The sequence below is a fragment of the Gordonia sp. PDNC005 genome (genome assembly GCF_016919385.1).
GTDB lineage: Bacteria > Actinomycetota > Actinomycetes > Mycobacteriales > Mycobacteriaceae > Gordonia.
This window is the reverse complement of the sequence record NZ_CP070351.1, coordinates 737,700-751,826: the sequence shown is the minus strand read 5'-3', so window position 1 is coordinate 751,826 and position 14,127 is coordinate 737,700. Positions and strand designations below refer to the sequence as shown.

Sequence of the window (14,127 nt, the reverse complement as noted above, 5' to 3'; positions counted from 1 at the left end):
CCGAGTGGGCCTCCTCGCCGTGACCGCCGAACCGGGGTTCTCCTAGCTCCAGGCCACCCGGCTCACTCGAAGTGCCGACGGGGATTGGTCACGAGGATCGTGTTGATGTCCGCCTCGGTGACGCCGCCGTCCAACAGTGCCGGGATGACGTCCTTGCTGATGTGGGTGTAATTCCAGTTGGGCGCGATCGCATGCTTGTGCTCGGGGCTGAAGTAGTCGATGAAGCAGTTCGCGTCGTGGGCGAGGGTGATCTTGTCGACGTAGCCGCGACGCACCAGCTCGATGATCGTCGTGATGCGCTCGCCGGTCGGGTTGAACACGTCGAGCCCGAAGCGGTCCATGCCGAGCATCGAACCGTTGTCGGCGACCTTGCACAGGTAGTCGATGTCGTTGCTGTCACCGCAATGGCCGATGATCACCTTGCTCAGATCGACGCCTTCTTCCTTGAGGACCTGCTGCGCGATCAGACCGGTGCCGGCCGCCGGGTTCGTGTGCACGGTGATCGGCGCCCCGGTCTGCACGTGCGCCTGACCGACGGCGCGCATCACTCGCTCCACACCCGGTGTCAGACCCTGATGCTCGATCGCGCACTTGAGAATCCCGGCGCGCACACCCGTGTTCGCAATGCCCTCGGTGATGTCTTTGACGAACATCTCGGTGAGCGGTTCCGGCATCTCGACGAGAGTCCCGGGACCGCGGTACTCGAACTGGAACGGGACGTCGTTGTACGTGTACAGACCGGTCGCGACCACGATGTTCAGGTCGATCTGCTCGGCGATCCGCTTGATCCGAGGAATGTATCGGCCGAGGCCGAGCACGGTCGGATCCATGATCGAGTCGATGCCGATCGCTTTGAGTTCGGTGAGCTTTTCGACCGCGTCCGCGATCTGCTGTTCTTCGTCCCAGTCGGTGAGGTAGTTCTCCTTGTGTTCGGTGTTGAGAATGAAGACGTGCTCGTGGACGAGGGTTCGTCCGAGTTCACTGGAGTCGATCGGCCCGGTGACGGTCTGGATGGTGCTCATGCTTGACGTGCCTTTCAGTGGGAGGGGTCAATCCTCGGGGTCAGCCCGAGCGCGTTGGCCCAGAGCTTCGTACTGGTGAAAACGAGGTCGTTGATGTCGCCGTCGACGCCGAGCGCGAGGTGGTGATATGCGAGGCGCGCGACCATGCCCGACAGCGCTCGAGCAGTCATGATCGGTTCGAGCGTCTCGTCGACGAGACCGGCGTCCTGCATCCGCTTGATGCTTCGCGCGTTCCGCTCCACAAACGCCTCACCACGTTCGATGCGTGACGCACGGAAGTCGGCGTTGATCGTCGCCACCTGCTCCTGCAGCATCATGAGTCGCGCATTGCGCTGGTAGGCCTCGAAGTACGCCCGGTTGCTCGCCTCGATGACGGCGACCGGATCGTCGTCGGGGGCTTGGTGGTGTACTCCCGGGTGCAACATGTCGTCGCGCGCCCGCTCCATCACGGCGAAGAAGACGTCCTCCTTCGTGGCGAAGTAGGTGTAGAACGATCCCGTCGAGCAGGCCGCCTCCGCCGTGATGTCCGTGAGGCGCGAGTTGAGGAACCCGTCACGCTCGAAGACGATGCGTGCCGCAGAGATCAACGCAGAGCGGGTACGCGCGCCACGCGCCGTCGCAGGCGGCTCTTTGACAGTCGTGCCGTCAGCCATCGGCACTCGTCCCGGCGACCGACGCCCGGATGGCGTCCCTGTTGATCTCCCGTTTCAAGATCTTGCCGGTCGCGCCCTTCGGAAGGGTGTCGACGAACTGGATCAGTCGCGGCACCTTGTAGGCCGACAACTGCGTCTTCGCCCACGTCCGAATGCCGTCGACCGTGGCCGTCGTTCCGGGCCGCAAGGCGATCACGGCCGCGACCTCCTCGCCGAAATGATCGTCCGGCACGCCGACGACCGCGACTTCGACGATATCGGGATGCTCGTAGAGCACTTCCTCGACTTCCCGCGGGTACACGTTGTACCCACCACGGATGATCAGGTCTTTTGCACGATCGACGATGCTGAGGTAGCCGTCGTCGTCGAGCTTCCCGAGGTCGCCGGTGGTGAGCCACCCGTCGCGCAGTTCCTCTGCGGTGGTCTGGGGCCGGTTCCAGTAGCCCTTCATGATCGTTGGGCCCTTGAGGTAGACGTGCCCGACCTCCCCTGCGGGAAGCATGCCGCCATCCGGGCCCCGGACCTCGATCGAGGTGCCCGGCAGCGCCGGCCCCACCGTTCCCGGCTTCAGGATGCGGTGGATGTCGTTGAAACTCGCCGCCCCCGTCGACTCAGTGAGGCCGTAGCCCTCGAGGATCGCGCAGTCGAACCGCTCATTGAACGCGCGCATCACTTCGACGGGCAACGAGGCTCCACCCGACGTGGCCAGGCGGAGCTGCTCGAAGTCGCGGGGACCATAACCGTCGGACGCCTGAAGCATCGCGTTCCACATGGTCGGGACGCCTGCGAGCGCGGTCAGCCTGTCGTTGCGAACCAGCTCGATCATCGCGGTCGGGTCGAATGGCGACAGCAGGGACAACGACGCGTTCAATACCAACGTGAGATTCATGATGACGGCCTGCCCGTACACGTGGAACAGCGGCAGGGCGGTGCCGAACCTGTCGTCCGAGGTCAGTCCGAGGACGGGTGTGAACGACGCCGTGGTGTCGACGAGGTTCGCTGCGGTCAGTTCAACGCCCTTCGGTCGTCCGGTTGTCCCCGACGTGTACAGGATGACGGCGGTGTCGTCCGGCTCGTGATCGTGCGCTTTCGCGAGTGGCTGATCGTTGAACACGGCGCCGTCGTTGATCAGCCAGAAGGGCAGCCCATGCTCTGCTGCAGCCGCTTCGGCGGATCCGGCGCACTCGTGCCATGCGATCACCAGCGACGCCCCGGAGTCGTCGAGGACGTACCCGATCTCCGCCGCCGTAGCCATGGTGTTCATCGTGATCACGCTGACGCCTGCCGCGTGCAGACCGTAGTAGACGATCGGGAACTCGATGATCGTCGGCGCGATGAACACGACTCGTTCGCGCGGCCGGCGGCCTGCCGCCCGGACCGCAGTGGCGACGCGACCACTCAGATCGCGCAGGTCACCGTAGGTCAGGTCCCCTCGTGCCGACCGGAGCGCAACCCGCGTCGGATCTGCCGCCGCGTTCTCCCAGACGATCGCCGCCACATTGACCATGCAACCGGGCCTCTCACTCGTTCGACGCGCCCCACAGAGTGATCGGGGTCACCACACGAACGTAATTGAAGTCGGATTCAAGTTCAGGCGATTCCGGAATTCCGCTGCACAACAAAGAATCCCACCGGCTCGACCAACAAGCAGGTGGGATTCTCACACGGGATGGAGTCAGGTGTCTTTCGGCGGCGGACCGGCGTCGGACGGATCCGGAGCGCCTTCGGCCGGAGCGGCTTCGTCAGCAGCCGCTGCGTCGGTGCCCTCGTCGAACTTCTGGTCGGCTTCGGGATGTTCGGTGTCGAAGCTCTCGGGCAGCTTGCGGAGCTGACGGTTCATCGACCGGATCAGAAGGAACGTCGCCACCAGGAGCAGCACGATGATGAGCAGGCCGAGCGGGGACGCCTTGCCGAATTCGGGGCCGCGGGGTTCCTGGTCCGCGGCGACGACAGCGGCCGCACCGGCCAACGCGTGCAGACTCATGACTGCTCGATTCCGGAGAACAGATCGGTCTCGGGAATCGCCGTCTTCACGCGGGTCTGCGCGAGCTCGAACTCCTCCGTGGGCCAGAGGCGCTGCTGCCACTCAAGGGGAACTGCGAAGAAGAATCCATTCGGGTCCACCTGGGTCGCGTGCGCACGCAGGGCGTCGTCACGCTGCGGGAAGTACTCCCCACAGGTCACCTGAGTGGTCACGCGGGCCATCATGTCGCCCTGGTCGGTCTTCCAGCGGCTGAGCCATTCCTCGAACGGATTGTCCTGACCGTTCTTTCCGAACTCCTCGGCGAACCGCAGGATCCGCGCACGGATGAAACCGTGGGTGTAGTACAGCTTCGACGGGGTCCACGGCTCCCCCGCCTCCGGGTACGCGTCGGGGTCGCCCGCCGCGTCGAACGCCGCAACCGAGATCTCGTGACATTTGATGTGGTCCGGGTGCGGGTAGCCGCCGTTCTCGTCATACGTGACGATCACGTGCGGCCGGAAGTCGCGGATCACCTCGACGAGCTTGCCCGTCGACTCCTCATTCGGGACGAGAGCGAAGCAGCCCTCGGGCAACGGTGGCAGCGGATCGCCCTCGGGCAGTCCCGAGTCGACGTAACCGAGCCAGTGATGTTGCACACCGAGCACCTTCGCCGCGGCCGCCATCTCGTCACGACGCACCTGCGGAAGGTTCTCCAGCACGCCCGGACGATCCATCGCCGGGTTCAGCACGTCGCCGCGCTCACCGCCGGTGAGCGTCACCACCATCACTTCGTGACCCTCGGCCACGTACTTGGCCAGCGTCGCAGCAGCTTTGCTGGCCTCGTCATCGGGATGTGCGTGCACGGCCATCAGACGCAGACCGTTCGCGTGTTCGCTCACGCTTCCTCACCTTCGCTAGCTGTTCCTACTCATGGTAGGTATTGACACGTGAGCAGTTCAGACGGGGGCAGTGTCGAGCCCGGCCCAGCCGAGGATGAGTCCACGTTTCCCCGCAGCGGCCCACGTGCGACATATCCGGTGGAACAGTCGTCGTCGAGCAAGAAGCGGTGGTTCTACGCACTGTCGGCGTTGGTCGTCGTGGCGGGTGTCGGACTGGCGTACGCCGGTTACACACAGTTCGCCGACCCGGAAGTCTCCGGCAGCGCAACGGCCTTCGAAATCCTGTCGTCCGACACCGTCTCCGTGCAGTACACCGTGAATCGCAGCAATCCCGACGAAGCAGTCGCCTGCGTCGTGCGGGCACGCGCACAGGACGGCTCAGAGGTCGGACGCCGCGAGGTCCTCATCCCCGCGGGCAGCGAGACGCAGGTCGGCGCGAAGACCGAGGTCCTGACCTCGCAGCCCGCGGTGATCGGCGAGGTGTTCGGCTGCACCGCGACCGTTCCGCCGTACCTGAAGCCGGCCGCATGAGCGCCGTCAACAAGGCGGTCTTCGCTCGACTCTCGAGCCCGTACTTCCCGATCCTGACAGCCCTGTTCGTCGGCGTCATGCTGATCAGCAACATCGCCGCGACCAAGGCCGTCGTGCTGTTCGGCGACTGGCTGCATTTCGACCTCGGTCCGCTTCACGTGAACGGTCTCGTCACCGACGGCGCCTTCTTCCTGTTCCCGCTGAGCTACGTGATCGGCGACGTGATCAGCGAGGTGTACGGCTTCCGCGCGATGCGACGCACAATCGCCGCGGGCTTCGCTGTGATCCTCCTCGCGTCCCTGTGCTTTTGGATCGCGATCAAGCTTCCTGCCGCAGACTTCTACGACAACCAGTCGGGTTTCGAAGGTGTGCTCGGCTCGGTCCCCCAGATCGTCGCCGCAGGCCTGGCGGGATACGTGGTCGGCGAGCTGCTGAACTCGCTCGTCCTGGTGAAGATGAAGGAACGCGCCGGAGAACGCAGGCTGTGGGCGCGCCTCATCGGTTCGACTGTGGTCGGCGAGTTCTTCGACACGCTGGTGTTCTGCTCGATTGCCGCCACTGCGATCGGTATCGCCACATGGTCGGACTTCATCAACTACGTCGTCATCGGTTTTGTGTGGAAGACGCTGGTCGAGGTCGTGGTGATGCCCCTGACGTACGCCGTCGTCGGTCACCTCAAGCGGGCGGAGCCGTCATACCGGGAGGCCCTCGAAGCGCAGCAGCAGTCGAGCATCCGTGTGCCATAAAACACACGAATGATAGGATGACTCGTGCACGGCCTCGCGAGGGGTCGTGTTGCTGCATTCAGAGCAGTCCAATTCGCGGACAGCAAAAGGAGATCACAATGACTGATACCCGCGTTACATGGTTGACGCCGGAGTCGTTCGAGCGCTTGAAGGGCGAGCTGGATTCGCTCATCGCGAATCGTCCAGTCATTGCCGCCGAGATCAACGAGCGTCGTGAAGAAGGCGACCTCAAGGAGAACGGCGGCTATCACGCGGCCCGTGACGAGCAGGGTCAGCAGGAGGCGCGCATCCGCCAGCTGCAGGACCTGCTCAACAACGCCAAGGTCGGCGAGGCGCCCACCCAGTCGGGCGTCGCACTGCCAGGTTCGGTCGTCACCGTCTACTTCGACGGTGACAAGTCCGACACCGAGACGTTCCTCATCGCAACGCGCGAAGAGAGCTCGGCCAGCGACCTCGAGATCTACTCGCCGAGCTCACCGCTCGGCGGCGCGATCATCGACGCCAAGGTCGGCGAAACGCGCGAGTACACGGTCCCCAGTGGCGCCAAGATCAGCGTGACGCTGGTCAGCGCGGAGCCGTACCACTCCTGACACGACCTTCTCAGCGGCATCGGACATCACTCGTCCGGTGCCGCTGAGTCGTTTCCGCGTTGCGTCTTGTGTCTACGGCCGGCGGAGGAACTCGAGGTCGTCGCGGAGACGCATTTCGACTACGGACAACGCGTCGGACGACGCCTGCTCGGTGGAGCGGGGACGAACTTGCTGCTCGAGATCGGGAAGCAGATATGCGGGCGGGACGTCCAGGGCCCGCGCCAGACGGTAGACCGTCGACAACTGGGGGTCGGAGACGAACGGTTCCCGGTTGCTGGTGCCCCGCTCGAGGTTGGATATCTGATTGCGGTGCATCCCGCTGCGCTCCGCGAGCTGCTCTTGCGAGTAGCCGCACTCCTTACGGACCACGAGCAGCCGGTGGCCGAACGAGTACGCGTACGTGTCCCATTCGAGGGATCCCCACCGCGGTGTACTCACCCCTTCATGCTGGCCGACTCACAACGCATTGTCCGCACATCATGTTGTGCGTATCGTGTTGCGGCGCAACACAATACGAGGTCGACGCAGGTGCCGGTCTGCGCAACGCCGTCGCGGTCCGATCGCCTACACTGCGCCCCATGGCCTACGACCTCGACTCATTCGACGAACCGTTCTTCGACGCCGCCCCCATGAAGTACACGATCGACGTGACGTTGCCTGTCGCGCCGGAGGTCGCGTGGGCTGAGTTCACACGTCAGAACACCCTGGACTGGTGCCGCGCCCTGTCGTCGGTCACCTACACCTCCCCGGAACCGCATCATGCCGGCACCACTCGGTCGATCGCGCTGGCGCCCGGGCTTGTGAAGATGGACGAGGTGTTCTTCATCTGGGACGAGGACAGGGCGTCGTCGACCTACCGCCACGCCTTCCACGGCGTACAGGCGAACATTCCAGGCCTGAAGAAGTTCGGCGAGTACACCGAGGTCTCCCCCGCCGAGCACGGCACTCGCCTGGTGTGGAAGTTCGCGATGGAACTGGCCGGCGCGGGCCTCCCCCCGTTCCTGTCAGGTCCGATTGCGAACGGCGCCTTCGGAATGGTCCGCACGGACACGATCAAACACTTCGCCACGTTCTGACCCGACTTCGGCACTCAGGCCGGGTTCTGCGCCCGGTTGGAGTGCCGAAGTAAGAGCAGACGGAACCGTTCACCCGTTTTGTGCGTCTAACCGAGTATGGGGACACAATCGTCCGAGGCGGTTCGGACCGCTCAGTTCCTCGCCGACCACGACGGGGTCATCACACTGAACCAGGCACGCGAACTGGGCCTCACCGACGACCAAATCCGCCGCAAGACCGCGCAAGGTCTGTGGATTCCACACGCGAGATCCGTGTATTTGTCGGCCGAGCATCACATGACCTCGATCGGTCGTCTCCGGGTGGCGGCCGCCGCTCACCGTGGGGTCGTCGACCGCACGTCGGCGGCGTGGTTACACAACCTGGTACCGCAGGACCTGCCGACCCCGGTCACCCTGTCCATTCCGCGATCCGGCCACGGAGCCGCGCAGTGTGCGGTCGAGACGTCCATCCGCCGTCGCACGTTCCCGGCAGAGGACCTCACGCTGGTGCGCGGCGTGCCGACGACTGCGCTCCCCTTGACCATCTTGGCGGCGTCGGCAGAGTTGAGCGATGGGATCGCGATGATGGATCGGGCCCTCCAGACCCGGCGCGTGACGCTCGCAGAGCTGCGGGCAGCCCTTGACCGCAACTCGGGCGCTCACGGAATGGCCGAAGCACGAAGGATCTTGACCTCTGCGGAGGACCTCTCGGAATCGGAGCTTGAACGCAAGTTCGTGCGGTTCCTCCACCGACGGCGGATCTCCGGTTGGACACAGCAGGAGTGGATCAACGGGCGGCGGATGGATTTCGTATGGCCTGAGGAAAGGCTCGCCGTATCGCTGCACGGGTGGGCCTTCCATCGGCACCACGATCGGTGGGAGACCGATCAGCAGACCACCAACATGCTCGTCGGAATCGGCTGGGTGCCACTCGTCTTCACATGGAAGCGGCTCACTTACTCGGCCGACGAGGTGTACCGGGAACTCACCAGCATCCTGGATCGACGCCGACTCGCGGCCTGAAACGACTTCGGCACTCGCGCCGGGACCAGAGCCCGGTGCGAGTGCCGAAGTGGAGGCAGAACAATCAGGCGAGGGCCTGATCGACATCGGCGAGGAGATCATCGGCGTCTTCGATGCCCACCGAGAGGCGGACGAGATCGTCCGGCACCTCGAGGAGCGAACCGGCGGTCGACGCGTGCGTCATGGCGCCGGGATGCTCGATGAGCGACTCGATCCCGCCGAGTGATTCGGCGAGTGTGAAGATCTTGGTCTTCGCGCAGAAGTCGAGAGCCGCCTGCTTTCCACCCGCCACGCGCACCGAGATCATGCCGCCGAAGCGCTTCATCTGCTTGGCCGCGGCGTCATGGCCGGGATGGCCGTCCAGCCCCGGGTACAAGACAGTGTCGATCTTCGGGTGCGCGACCAGGAAGTCGACGAGCTTCTCCGCGTTGTCGCTGTGGCGATCCATGCGAACGGCGAGTGTCTTGATGCCGCGCATCGTGAGGTACGCGTCGAACGGGCCGGGGACGGCGCCCGCGCCGTTCTGCAGGAACGCGATGTCGGAGTCCAACTGCTCGTCGTTGGTGACAAGGGCCCCGCCGACGACATCCGAGTGGCCACCGAGGTACTTGGTGGTGGAATGCAGGACGACGTCCGCGCCGAGCGTCAGCGGCTGCTGAAGGTACGGCGTCGCGAAGGTGTTGTCGACGACGAGCTTGGCGCCCGCCGCGTGAGCGACGTCCGCGAGAGCGGCGATGTCGCCGACGTTGAGCAGCGGGTTCGTCGGAGTCTCGATCCACACCAGCTTGGTGTTGGGCTTGATCGCGGCGGCGACGGCCTCGGGGTCGACGACGGGCGCGACCGAGTAGGTGATCCCCCACTGGCTGAACACCTTGTCGATCAGCCGGAATGTTCCACCGTAGGCGTCGTTCGGGATGACGAGGTGATCACCCGGGCGCAGCGTCGCGCGGAGCAGGGCGTCGGTCGCGGCCATACCGGACGAGAAGCCGCGGCCGTACGCGCCGGCCTCGATGGCGGCCATGTTCGCCTCGAGGACACGCCGAGTCGGGTTGCCGGTGCGTGCGTACTCGAAGCCGTCGCGCATTCCGCCGACGCCGTCCTGCGCGAACGTCGACGACGCGAAGATCGGCACGTTGACGGCACCGGTCTGGGGATCCGGATCCCAGCCCGCGTGGATGGCCTTGGTCGAGAATCCTTGGTCGGTCATGTGGTTCAGTCCTCCTTCACTGCGGTGATCAGGTTGGGGGCGATCGGGTGAGTGCTGGCGAAGGCGAGCAGGTCGTGGCGAGTGATGACGCCGATCGGCTTGCCCTCATCGACGACCATCAGGGCGTCGGACTCGCCGAGTGCCTTCATCGCGGCGGACACGGGCTCGCCGGAACCGATGAGCGGAAACGCCCCGCCCATGTGAGCGGACACCGGGTCGGCGAGACTCGCGCGACCCTCGAAGACTGCGCTGAGCAGGTCGCGTTCGGTCACCGCGCCGTTGATCTCGCCTGCCATGATGGGCGGCTCGGCACCGACGACGGGCATCTGCGAGACGCCGTATTCGCGGAGGATCTCGATGGCGTCGCGCAGAGTCTCCTGCGGGTGCGTGTGAACGAGATCGGGCAGGTTGCCGGTCTTGCCGCGCAGCACGTCGCCGACGTTCGACTGCGGGACGTCGCCGCCGCCGAGCGGGGTGCGGAGGAAGCCGTAGCTGCTCATCCAGTCATCGTTGAAGATCTTCGACAGGTATCCGCGGCCGCCGTCGGGCAGCAGCGCGACGACAACGGCGTCGGGGCCCTCACGCTCGGCGACCTCGAGAGCGGCGACGATCACCATGCCGCACGATCCACCGACGAGGAGTCCCTCTTCGCGGGCGAGACGACGAGTCATCTCGAACGAGTCGGAGTCGGAGACGGCGATGATCTCGTCCGGCACGGTCGGATCGTATGCAGCGGGCCAGAAGTCCTCACCGACACCTTCCACGAGATACGGGCGCCCCGAACCGCCGGAGTACACCGAGCCCTCGGGGTCGACGCCGACGACCTTCACAGCACCGTCGGACACCTCTTTGAGGAATCGACCGGTGCCGGTGATGGTGCCGCCTGTGCCGACACCCGCCACGAAGTGGGTCACCGTGCCGTCGGTGTCGCGCCAGATCTCGGGACCGGTGGTCTCGTAGTGGCTTTGCGGGCCCGCCGGGTTGGCGTACTGATTCGGCTTCCACGCTCCGGGGATCTCACGTGTGAGACGGTCCGAGACGTTGTAGTAGCTGTCGGGGTGCTCCGGCGGAACGGCGGTCGGGCAGACGACGACCTCGGCGCCGTAGGCACGCAGCACGTTCCGCTTGTCCTCTGCGACCTTGTCGGGGCAGACGAACACACACTTGTAGCCGCGCTGCTGCGCGACCAGTGCGAGCCCGACACCGGTGTTTCCGGACGTCGGCTCGACGATCGTGCCGCCCGGCTTCAGCTCGCCCGACTTCTCGGCGGCGTCGATCATCCGGGTGGCGATGCGGTCCTTGGAACTGCCGCCGGGGTTCAGGTACTCGATCTTCGCTGCGACCAGGCCCGATCCCGGCTTGACGACCGAGTTGAGCTTGACGAGCGGAGTGTTTCCGACCAGGTCCACGACATGATTGGCGATGCGCATGAGTCCATCGTCCCACCTCGCGGGCGATTGCGGCGTACCGGCCCGATACATGACCGTAACTGTCTTGAACTGGAACACGTTCGCGTATCCTGACGCTCATGGCAGAAGCAGTGATTGTGGCCCATGCTCGTTCGCCCATCGGGCGTGCAGGCAAGGGATCCCTCAAGGACGTCCGACCCGACGAACTCGCCCGGCAGATGATCGCCGCGGCACTGGCGAAGGTTCCTTCGCTCGACCCGACCCTGATCGAGGACATCCACCTCGGCATCGGCCAGCCCGGCGGACAGGGCGGTTACAACATCGCCCGTTCGGTCGCCGTCCAGCTCGGCCTCGACCACGTTCCCGGTGTCACCGTGAACCGTTACTGCTCGTCGTCGCTGCAGACCACACGCATGGCGCTGCACGCGATCAAGGCGGGCGAAGGCGACGTCTTCATCTCGGCAGGTGTCGAGAGCGTCTCCAGCTTCGGCATCTCGGGCGGGGCCGACGGCGCACCGAACTCGAAGAATCCCCTGTTCGACGAGGCTCAGGCTCGCACCGCGAAGACCGCTGAAGGCGGAGCGGGCGCATGGCACGATCCGCGCGAAGACGGTCTCATCCCGGACGTCTACATCGCGATGGGCCAGACCGCCGAGAACGTGGCGACCTACACCGGCATCTCCCGCGAGGACCAGGACCGTTGGGGTGTCCTGTCGCAGAACCGCGCCGAAGCAGCGATCAACAGCGGCTTCTTCGCACGTGAGATCGACGCCGTCACTCTCCCCGACGGCACGGTCGTGTCGACGGACGACGGCCCGCGCGCAGGTACCACCTACGAGAAGATCTCGCAGCTGAACCCGGTGTTCCGCCCCGACGGCACCATCACCGCAGGCAACGCGTGTCCGCTGAACGACGGCGCGGCCGCGCTCGTCATCATGAGCGACGTCAAGGCCAAGGAACTCGGCCTGACGCCGCTGGCTCGCATCGTCTCGACGGCCGCCACCGGTCTGTCACCGGAGATCATGGGCCTCGGCCCGATCGAGGCGATCAAGAAGGCGCTGCGCGTCGCGGGCATGGGCGTCAGCGACATCGACCTGTTCGAGATCAACGAGGCGTTCGCCGTCCAGGTGCTCGGTTCGGCCAACGAACTCGGCATCGACCACGACAAGCTCAACGTCTCGGGCGGTGCGATCGCGCTGGGGCACCCGTTCGGCATGACCGGTGCGCGCATCACCACCACCCTGCTGAACAACCTGCAGACCTCCGACAAGCAGTTCGGCATCGAGTCGATGTGTGTCGGCGGCGGCCAGGGCATGGCGATGGTGCTCGAGCGCCTGAGCTGAACCTGAAGAAACCCTAAGCGGGCGACCCCGGAGCGATCCGGGGCCGCCCGTTTTTTGTCGCCGGAATCGTGTGTTCGGATGTCGACCGTCCCACAGAACGAGACGAGGTGACCGAACTCACAGGCATGTGGATGTAACACCTGTGATTCGCAGTTTCACTTATGTTTTTCACATAATCCGTGACAATTCGCCCATTCGGACGACAGAATGCAACACAGCAGGGTCGGGCGGGTTACGAGAAATCAACATGCCCAGCTTGGCACGCATCCAACCTTAGTGTTACCTAAGTTCATAGTGAATCTTTCCCTGCGACATGGGGCATCGATCCGCTAATGTCACGTCCGAAGAATTTCTTACCCCCACATGTAGGAGCCCTGGATGACCGTCAAGACCACCTCGTTCGTGCGGCGCGCAGCCGTCGCGTCGGCTGCACTCGCAGTCGCAGCGACCGGCGTCATCGCGTCGACCGGAGACGCAGACGCCGCTCGTCTGCCCGGCGGCAGCAAGACCACCACTGGCATCGACGGCCAGGTCGTCAAGCTCTCCCGCACCGGCGAGAGCGTCCGCCCCCAGGTGTCTGTCGCCAACAACGGAGCAGGCCGCTCGGCCGCCGTTTCGGGCACGTACTCGGCCAAGCTCAGCAAGGGCACCGGCTCGCTGACCGTCGGATACCTCGTCGGCTGCCAGATCAACATCACCGGCCTCGAAGGCGGGCTGTCGGGCACCATCTCGGCAGCGCCGTCGCTGAGCGGCTCAGTGTCGGTCCCGCTCAAGCCGGGCGAGGTGAAGTTCGTCAAGAGCGACGGGCTATCGCTGAAGAAGGGCCACGGCACCGTCCTGGTCGACTCGTTCCAGATCAACGTTGAGCAGTGCGGCGGCTACGCATCGGCCCGCTCGGTGGTCCAGGTCCTCGCTGCCGACGGCTTCACCGCCGAAGACGGCGCGATCTCCGGCGCCAGCGGCTTCGTGCAGTCCACCCTGTACGGCAAGCCCTTCAGCCTCTCCTGACCCCGACGACCCTGCATAAGGACTCACACACCATGAAGAAGAACTCTCGCATCCTCGCAGTCGCAGGTGTCGTCGGCGCCGCAGCCATGGCCTTCACCGGCGTCGCCGCAGGCCACGCCGACGCAGGCAAGCTGCCCGGCTCGTTCAAGCACAAGAACCTCGGCGACGGCAACGGCGTCACCATCCGCCTCTACGACGAGTCGGTCCGCGTGGCCCGCGCCGTCACCAACATCCCCACCAGCCGCGAGGCCTGGGTCACCGGCAAGATCGCCGTCAGCACCACCGGCGACATCAAGGGCGCGACCCTGACCGCGGGTTACCTCGTCGGCTGCCAACTGAACTTCGGCGCAAGCGCCGGCGCAGGCACCGGTGATATCGCCGAGGCCACCCCCTCTGGCGACCCCTCTGTGGATGGGTCTTTCACCCTCGGCCCCGGCGAAGCCGGTTTCTTCCCGATCATCAAGGCTTCGGTCGACGATGAAGACGTCAACAGCATCAGCTTCGAGAACGGCCGCGGCGGCCTCGCCTACAGCCAGGAGCGCTTCGGCGTCGACGGCTGCGCAGGCCACGCCTCGGCTCGTGCACTCGTGAAGGTCCAGGTCTCGACCGACACCTTCAAGGGCAACATCACCGCCTACGGCAAGCCCTTCAGCCTCGGCTGACGCTCTGCCGCGGACC

General features: G+C 65.2%; 16 protein-coding genes. 8 read left to right on the top strand and 8 right to left on the bottom strand.

The genetic code is table 11. From position 1 onward, the window contains the following. Positions 1–62 precede the first annotated feature (62 nt). The 5 genes from JVX90_RS03665 to mca all read right to left on the bottom strand — a co-directional run bounded on the left by JVX90_RS03665 (position 63) and on the right by mca (position 4,507). Positions 63–1,022: a phosphotriesterase gene (locus JVX90_RS03665; RefSeq protein WP_205331095.1), complete on the bottom strand. Its 960-nt coding sequence runs from the start codon at positions 1,020–1,022 to the stop codon at positions 63–65. Between the two features lie 14 nt (positions 1,023–1,036). Further along, on the bottom strand, positions 1,037–1,675 hold the full coding sequence (locus JVX90_RS03660) for a TetR/AcrR family transcriptional regulator (protein ID WP_205331094.1): 639 nt from the start codon (positions 1,673–1,675) through the stop codon (positions 1,037–1,039). After that, positions 1,668–3,182, bottom strand: coding sequence for an AMP-binding protein (locus JVX90_RS03655; protein ID WP_205331093.1), 1,515 nt, complete (start codon positions 3,180–3,182; stop codon positions 1,668–1,670). Before JVX90_RS03655 ends, JVX90_RS03660 begins: the two co-directional genes overlap by 8 nt. Positions 3,183–3,350: 168 nt before the next feature. After that, positions 3,351–3,659 (bottom strand): hypothetical protein, encoded by a 309-nt coding sequence (locus tag JVX90_RS03650; RefSeq protein WP_205331092.1) that lies wholly within the window; start codon positions 3,657–3,659, stop codon positions 3,351–3,353. Beyond that, positions 3,656–4,507 carry a mycothiol conjugate amidase Mca gene (mca, locus tag JVX90_RS03645; RefSeq protein ID WP_205332260.1) on the bottom strand — a complete coding sequence of 284 codons (852 nt, stop codon included), beginning with the start codon at positions 4,505–4,507 and terminating at the stop codon, positions 3,656–3,658. The genes JVX90_RS03650 and mca overlap by 4 nt, the downstream gene beginning before the upstream one ends. 78 nt (positions 4,508–4,585) lie before the next feature. Here mca and JVX90_RS03640 point away from each other — a divergent pair, with 78 nt between their 5' ends. The 3 genes from JVX90_RS03640 to greA all read left to right on the top strand — a co-directional run bounded on the left by JVX90_RS03640 (position 4,586) and on the right by greA (position 6,404). Further along, positions 4,586–5,068 (top strand): DUF4307 domain-containing protein, encoded by a 483-nt coding sequence (locus tag JVX90_RS03640; protein ID WP_205331091.1) that lies wholly within the window; start codon positions 4,586–4,588, stop codon positions 5,066–5,068. Beyond that, a complete protein-coding gene (locus tag JVX90_RS03635; RefSeq protein WP_205331090.1) occupies positions 5,065–5,814 on the top strand; it encodes a queuosine precursor transporter in 750 nt (249 codons plus the stop codon). The genes JVX90_RS03640 and JVX90_RS03635 overlap by 4 nt, the downstream gene beginning before the upstream one ends. Positions 5,815–5,912: 98 nt before the next feature. Further along, complete coding sequence (gene greA / locus JVX90_RS03630; protein WP_205331089.1) at positions 5,913–6,404, top strand: transcription elongation factor GreA; 492 nt, start codon at positions 5,913–5,915, stop codon at positions 6,402–6,404. Positions 6,405–6,476: 72 nt separating this feature from the next. Here the strand turns inward: greA and JVX90_RS03625 are convergent, their stop codons facing one another. Then, positions 6,477–6,842, bottom strand: a complete 366-nt coding sequence (locus JVX90_RS03625; protein WP_205331088.1) for a helix-turn-helix transcriptional regulator — start codon at positions 6,840–6,842, stop codon at positions 6,477–6,479. Positions 6,843–6,982: 140 nt separating this feature from the next. Here JVX90_RS03625 and JVX90_RS03620 point away from each other — a divergent pair, with 140 nt between their 5' ends. Beyond that, the gene (locus JVX90_RS03620; RefSeq protein ID WP_205331087.1) at positions 6,983–7,480 is read left to right on the top strand and encodes an SRPBCC family protein; all 498 of its coding nucleotides are present in this window, start codon (positions 6,983–6,985) and stop codon (positions 7,478–7,480) included. Positions 7,481–7,576: 96 nt separating this feature from the next. Further along, the gene (locus JVX90_RS03615; protein WP_205331086.1) at positions 7,577–8,482 is read left to right on the top strand and encodes a DUF559 domain-containing protein; all 906 of its coding nucleotides are present in this window, start codon (positions 7,577–7,579) and stop codon (positions 8,480–8,482) included. 64 nt (positions 8,483–8,546) lie between these two features. Here JVX90_RS03615 and JVX90_RS03610 read toward each other — a convergent pair whose 3' ends face one another. Next, positions 8,547–9,689 carry a cystathionine gamma-synthase gene (locus JVX90_RS03610; RefSeq protein ID WP_205331085.1) on the bottom strand — a complete coding sequence of 381 codons (1,143 nt, stop codon included), beginning with the start codon at positions 9,687–9,689 and terminating at the stop codon, positions 8,547–8,549. Positions 9,690–9,694: 5 nt separating this feature from the next. Further along, on the bottom strand, positions 9,695–11,119 hold the full coding sequence (locus tag JVX90_RS03605; RefSeq protein ID WP_205331084.1) for a cystathionine beta-synthase: 1,425 nt from the start codon (positions 11,117–11,119) through the stop codon (positions 9,695–9,697). A gap of 98 nt (positions 11,120–11,217) precedes the next feature. Between JVX90_RS03605 and JVX90_RS03600 the strand changes: the two genes are divergently transcribed. The 3 genes from JVX90_RS03600 to JVX90_RS03590 all read left to right on the top strand — a co-directional run bounded on the left by JVX90_RS03600 (position 11,218) and on the right by JVX90_RS03590 (position 14,111). Beyond that, a complete protein-coding gene (locus JVX90_RS03600; RefSeq protein ID WP_008379663.1) occupies positions 11,218–12,441 on the top strand; it encodes an acetyl-CoA C-acetyltransferase in 1,224 nt (407 codons plus the stop codon). Positions 12,442–12,819: 378 nt separating this feature from the next. After that, positions 12,820–13,449: an MspA family porin gene (locus tag JVX90_RS03595; RefSeq protein ID WP_205331083.1), complete on the top strand. Its 630-nt coding sequence runs from the start codon at positions 12,820–12,822 to the stop codon at positions 13,447–13,449. 32 nt (positions 13,450–13,481) lie between these two features. Then, entirely contained in the window at positions 13,482–14,111 is a 630-nt protein-coding gene (locus JVX90_RS03590) for an MspA family porin (protein ID WP_205331082.1), read from the top strand. Positions 14,112–14,127 lie beyond the last annotated feature (16 nt).

Excerpts from the sequence above, each read along its gene's own strand:
- JVX90_RS03665 (WP_205331095.1), bottom strand. The coding sequence starts at position 1,022 with ATGAGCACCATCCAGACCGTCACCGGGCCGATCGACTCCAGTGAACTC.
- JVX90_RS03660 (WP_205331094.1), bottom strand. The coding sequence starts at position 1,675 with ATGGCTGACGGCACGACTGTCAAAGAGCCGCCTGCGACGGCGCGTGGC.
- JVX90_RS03655 (WP_205331093.1), bottom strand. The coding sequence starts at position 3,182 with ATGGTCAATGTGGCGGCGATCGTCTGGGAGAACGCGGCGGCAGATCCG.
- JVX90_RS03650 (WP_205331092.1), bottom strand. The coding sequence starts at position 3,659 with ATGAGTCTGCACGCGTTGGCCGGTGCGGCCGCTGTCGTCGCCGCGGAC.
- mca (WP_205332260.1), bottom strand. The coding sequence starts at position 4,507 with ATGGCCGTGCACGCACATCCCGATGACGAGGCCAGCAAAGCTGCTGCG.
- JVX90_RS03635 (WP_205331090.1), top strand. The coding sequence starts at position 5,065 with ATGAGCGCCGTCAACAAGGCGGTCTTCGCTCGACTCTCGAGCCCGTAC.
- greA (WP_205331089.1), top strand. The coding sequence starts at position 5,913 with ATGACTGATACCCGCGTTACATGGTTGACGCCGGAGTCGTTCGAGCGC.
- JVX90_RS03620 (WP_205331087.1), top strand. The coding sequence starts at position 6,983 with ATGGCCTACGACCTCGACTCATTCGACGAACCGTTCTTCGACGCCGCC.
- JVX90_RS03615 (WP_205331086.1), top strand. The coding sequence starts at position 7,577 with ATGGGGACACAATCGTCCGAGGCGGTTCGGACCGCTCAGTTCCTCGCC.
- JVX90_RS03610 (WP_205331085.1), bottom strand. The coding sequence starts at position 9,689 with ATGACCGACCAAGGATTCTCGACCAAGGCCATCCACGCGGGCTGGGAT.
- JVX90_RS03605 (WP_205331084.1), bottom strand. The coding sequence starts at position 11,119 with ATGCGCATCGCCAATCATGTCGTGGACCTGGTCGGAAACACTCCGCTC.
- JVX90_RS03600 (WP_008379663.1), top strand. The coding sequence starts at position 11,218 with ATGGCAGAAGCAGTGATTGTGGCCCATGCTCGTTCGCCCATCGGGCGT.
- JVX90_RS03595 (WP_205331083.1), top strand. The coding sequence starts at position 12,820 with ATGACCGTCAAGACCACCTCGTTCGTGCGGCGCGCAGCCGTCGCGTCG.
- JVX90_RS03590 (WP_205331082.1), top strand. The coding sequence starts at position 13,482 with ATGAAGAAGAACTCTCGCATCCTCGCAGTCGCAGGTGTCGTCGGCGCC.